The 1,430-nt window shown below is 70.5% G+C and carries 1 protein-coding gene and 1 pseudogene; both read right to left on the reverse strand.

What is annotated here, in order from left to right; all coding sequences use genetic code 11:
• Positions 1–295, reverse strand: a pseudogene (locus L995_RS07900) (efflux transporter outer membrane subunit); the annotation flags it as partial.
• Position 296: 1 nt separating this feature from the next.
• Positions 297–1,430 (reverse strand): ABC transporter permease (locus L995_RS07905; RefSeq protein WP_047470789.1); only part of this gene is annotated, 1,134 nt, incomplete at its 5' end.

Raw genomic sequence — 1,430 nt, forward strand, 5'->3', positions numbered from 1 at the left:
GGCGCGTGGCCGCCTCGGCCTGGCGCACGCGGGCCATGGCGGCAGCCATGTCCAGGCTCTGGTCCTGGGCGGCCTGCACCATGCCGCCCAGCTCCGCACTGCCAAAGGCCTGCCACCACTGGGGTGAGACGGAGGCAGGGACGGCTTCGCCCTGCTGCTTCCACGAAGCGGCCAGCGCAGGCGCTGTCCTGTCCGGCATCGTCTGCTGCGCGGCACAGCCGCCCAGTGCCGCGAGGGCCAGGGCCATGCAGCCCAGGCGCGCATTTCCCAGCGTCTTGTCGTTCATGTCCTTCATCTCACTCTCCCGCCAGCGCACGCACCGGGTCCAGCCGCGCCGCCGTCTTGGCCGGCATGTAGCCGAACACCAGGCCCGTCACCACGGCGCAGGCAAAGGCGCCCAGCATGGCGCGCACCGAAAACACCACGGGCACGCCCGCCACGATGAGCACCACGCCCACGGCCAGGCCGGCCAGCAGGCCCACCGTGCCGCCCACGAAGGTGACCAGGCTGGCCTCGGTCAGGAACTGGCGCAGGATGTCGCGCTGGCGCGCGCCCGTGGCCATGCGGATGCCGATCTCGCGCGTGCGCTCGCGCACCGTCATCAGCATCACGTTCATCACGCCGATGCCGCCCACCACCAGGGAAACGGCGGCAATCAGGCCCAGCATCACCGCCATGCTCTGGCGCGTGGCCGCCTCGGCCTGGATGCGCGCGGCCGCGTTGCCGATGCCGAAGTCCTCGCGCCCGCCGTGGCGCGCCAGCAGCAGCTTGCGCATGGCCTCCTCCGCCTCGTGCACCACGTCGGAGGACATGGCCTCGATCACCACATAGTCGGGCTGGGTCTGCGACTGGTAGACGCGCGCCCGGCCCGAGCGGTAGGGAATGAAGACCATGTCGTCATAGTTCTGCGCGCCCGAGTCCGCGCCGCGCTCGCTCATCACGCCGATGACCTCGAAGGCCGATGTGCCGATGATCAGCTGGCGGCCCAGCGGGTTGGGCGTGTCGGGGAAGAAATGCTGGTGCGCCTTGTGGCCCAGGACCACCAGGGGCGCCAGGTCGCGGTCCTCGGCCTCGGTGTAGTAGCGGCCCTGGGCCACCTTCCAGTGGTGCACCAGGGGCATCTCCTCGCTGGCCGCGAACACGTAGATCTGCTTGTCGGCCTTGCCGTAGCGCACGGTGATGGGGTCGCCGATCACGGGCATGACGCGCCGTATCTCGGGCAGTTCGCGCACGGCGGCCAGGTCTTCCTCGGTCATCTGCCCGGCCGGCCCGCCCGTGGCCGGCGGCTTGCTGCCCATGTAGAGGATGGCCGTGCCCATGGTCCCCATCTGCTCGACCACCTTGCGCCGCGCGCCCTCGCCAATGGCCAGCATCACAATCACCGAGGCCACGCCGATGACGATGCCCAGCAAGGTCAGGCTGGTACGCGG

The organism is Delftia sp. ZNC0008 (genome assembly GCF_000799035.1).
Taxonomy (GTDB): Bacteria; Pseudomonadota; Gammaproteobacteria; order Burkholderiales; family Burkholderiaceae_C; genus Comamonas; species Comamonas tsuruhatensis.